2 protein-coding genes are annotated in these 3,168 nt (G+C 71.3%); one reads left to right on the top strand and one right to left on the bottom strand.

The genetic code is table 11. The features are described from left to right. Nucleotides 1–188: 188 nt before the first annotated feature. Entirely contained in the window at nucleotides 189–1,091 is a 903-nt protein-coding gene (locus B7X32_RS19825; RefSeq protein WP_292723694.1) for an aldose 1-epimerase family protein, read from the bottom strand. 281 nt (nucleotides 1,092–1,372) lie between these two features. Between B7X32_RS19825 and B7X32_RS19820 the strand changes: the two genes are divergently transcribed. Further along, a partial coding sequence (locus B7X32_RS19820; protein ID WP_292723692.1) for a DEAD/DEAH box helicase occupies nucleotides 1,373–3,168 on the top strand: 1,796 nt, incomplete at its 3' end.

Genomic DNA, 3,168 nt, shown 5'->3' with positions numbered 1-3,168 from the left:
CGCGGGGGTCCTGGAATGGACCAGCCCCGCGGGCGCGATCTACATCGACCGGCCACCCGCACCCGTCACGTTCACGATCGAAGATCCGGATCCACCCCCAGAACCCGAAACACCCGGATTCTGAAGCGTGGAGATCCCGCTCGCGGACGAGCACTCAGACGAGGCGAGCACTCAGAAGGGGCGAACACTCAGACGGTGAGCGTCACGCCCCATTGCGCGGTCCAGGCCTCGCCCGGAGCCAGGCGGCGCAGCCCGCGGCCCGAGTTGAAGGCCTCGGCGGGTGCCGACATCGGCTCGAGGGCGACTACGAGCTCCTGTCCGGGGTAGTTCGTGTTCGTGTAGGCCTGCAGGTAGTCCAGCCCCGGGCCCTGCCACAGTGTGACGGTGCGGCCGTCGGGGGCGGAGAGGGTGCTGTGCACGCGTCCGTCCTCCTCGCGCCGGAGCGTGGCGAAGCCGGTGTCGAGCTGCACGTCGCCGAGGCGTCGGGGTGTGCGCAGGTCCGTGCCATCCGACACCGGCGACTCGCCGATCGGCAGCAGCCGGTCATCGGTCTCGAAGAAGGTCTCGGCGGGGATGTGCAGGAGGAGCTGCCTCGGGTCGGCCCCGGAGATCGTGAGGAAGGGATGCGTGCCGAGCGCGACGGGCGCCGCCTCCTGAGAGCGGTTCACGATCGTGTGCTCGGCCGTGATGCCGTCGGCCCCGAGCGTGTAGCGCACGCTCGTCTCCAACAGGTAGGGGTAGCCGATCTGCGGCACCACGTCGGCGCGCAGCAGCACGGTCGCATCGTCCTGCTCGGCGATCTCGTAGGCGCTGTAGCGCAGCAGCCCGTGGATCGCGTTGTTCAGCTTGGGCTCGGTGATCGCCAGCGCCCTGGTCTCCTCCCCATCGATCCAGATGCCGTCGCGGATCCGGTTCGGCCATGGCACGAGCACGACCCCGGAGCAGGCGGGCGCAGGGCGATCCTCGGGATAGGGCGGGACGACCGTGGTGTCGCCGACGATCAGGTGCCGGAGGGACGCTCCGACCTGCGAGATCTGCGCGCGGACGCCATCCGCCTCGAGGTGGACCTGGACGCCGGTCGGAGTGGTCATGCCGCCATCGTAGAGCGGCGGGGTGACGCGGTGGGTTCCCAGGTGACTCGGGTAGACTCGCTCGGTCGGCTTCGGGCGACCGTGCCCTCCGGGATCCCCGGCGGATGCGGTGCTGCGATTTGTGTGTGAGCCCAGGGGCCGATGGTGAGTTCGGCGGACATCGCCGAGCGCTTCATCCATCACATGAATGGCCCCCGGCCGACGACTGCCCGGGTATCCCCGCGCCCTACGAGGGCGGCGGGGTGCTGTTCTCGTGCGAGAACCAGACAAAGGACATACCCGTGCCCAAGAATCACAAGCCCAAGGGCGGACGCCCCTCGGCGAACTTCGAGCCGCGCTACGCGAAGAAGACCTCCTTCCACGACCGTCACAACCCGGGGCGCCCGGCGCGCGACGGCGACTCCGGCCGCGGCGTCGCCGACCGTGCAGACCGGTACGGCCGTGCCGACGCGCGTCCGGCCCGTGACGATCGTGGCGGTCGCTTCGATCGCGACGCGCGTCCCTCCCGCGACGACCGCGGCGGTCGCTTCGACCGTGACGCCCGTCCGGCCCGCGACGACCGCCGCGCGGATGCCCGCCCCGGCAGCCGTTCGCCCGGACACCGCGGCTACCGCGCCGAGCCGGCCGCCGGCGATCGCGAGCCGAAGCGCCGCTGGTCGGCGCAGGAGAGGGCAGGACGCGACGAGTCCCGCTCGATCCGCAACCGCGCCGAGTCGGGCCGTGTCGATGCCCCGCACCGTCGCGACGACCGTCCGCGTTTCGACCGCGACGACCGTCCGCGCCGGGACGACCGGACCGAGCGTCCGCGTTTCGACCGGACCGAGCGTCCGCGTTTCGATCGTGATGACCGTCCGCGTCGGGATGACCGGGCCGAGCGTCCGCGCTTCGACCGGGCCGAGCGTCCGCGTTTCGACCGTGACGACCGTCCGCGCCGGGACGACCGGACCGAGCGTCCGCGCTTCGACCGTGACGACCGTCCGCGCCGTGATGACCGGATGGACCGTCCGCGTTTCGACCGCGATGACCGTCCGCGCCGGGATGACCGGGCCGAGCGTCCGCGCTACGACCGCGATGACCGTCCCCGTCGCGACGACCGCCCGCGTCGTGACGACCGTCCGCGTCGCACCGACGGCCCGAGCCGCAGCGACTGGAACCGCACCGCGGACCGCGCGCCGAAGCAGGACCAGCTCGAGGACGTCGTGCACGAGCGCCTGGCCGCGCAGACCGTGCAGGCCGCCGAGGTCGCGGATGTGACCTTCGGCGACCTCGGGCTCGGATCCAACATCGTCGAGATCCTGACGAACATGGGCGCCGAGTCGCCGTTCCCGATCCAGGCGGCGTCGATCCCCGCCGTGCTCCAGGGCCGCGACGTGCTCGCCCGCGGGCGCACCGGATCCGGCAAGACCATCGCCTTCGGCGCCCCGCTCGTGGAGAGCATCCTGCAGTCGCAGAAGGGCAAGAAGCGCGAGTTCGGCCGCACCCCGCGGGCGATCATCCTCGCTCCGACGCGTGAGCTCGCCCTGCAGATCGACCGCACGGTGCAGCCGATCGCGCGCAGCGTGGGCCTGTTCACGACCCAGATCTACGGTGGCGTGCCGCAGGCGCGCCAGGTGGGTGCGCTGAAGAAGGGCGTCGACATCGTGATCGGCACGCCCGGTCGCATCGAGGACCTGATCAACCAGGGCAAGCTCGACCTCTCCGACGTGCGGATCGCCGTGCTGGACGAGGCGGACCACATGTGTGAGCTCGGCTTCGTCGAGCCGGTGCAGCGGATCCTCCGGCACACCGGAGAGGGCAGCCAGAAGCTGCTGTTCTCCGCCACGCTGGACCGCGAGGTCGCCGCGCTGGTGGACGAGTTCCTCGTGGACCCGGCCGTCTTCGAGGTCGCCGGCGAGACGCAGGACTCGGGCACGATCGAGCACCGCGTGCTCGTCATCGAGCACCGCGACAAGGCGGAGATCCTCACGTCGCTCGTCGATCGCGACGGACGCACGCTGGTCTTCTCCCGCACCCGCGCCTATGCCGAGCAGCTCGCCGAGGTCTTCGAGGACGCGGGGATCCCCGCGGTCTCGCTGCA

It is taken from the genome of Microbacterium sp. 13-71-7 (genome assembly GCF_002257455.1).
Taxonomy (GTDB): domain Bacteria; phylum Actinomycetota; class Actinomycetes; order Actinomycetales; family Microbacteriaceae; genus Microbacterium.
Note: the sequence above shows the minus strand (reverse complement) of the source record. Positions and strands in the feature narration are given on the sequence as shown.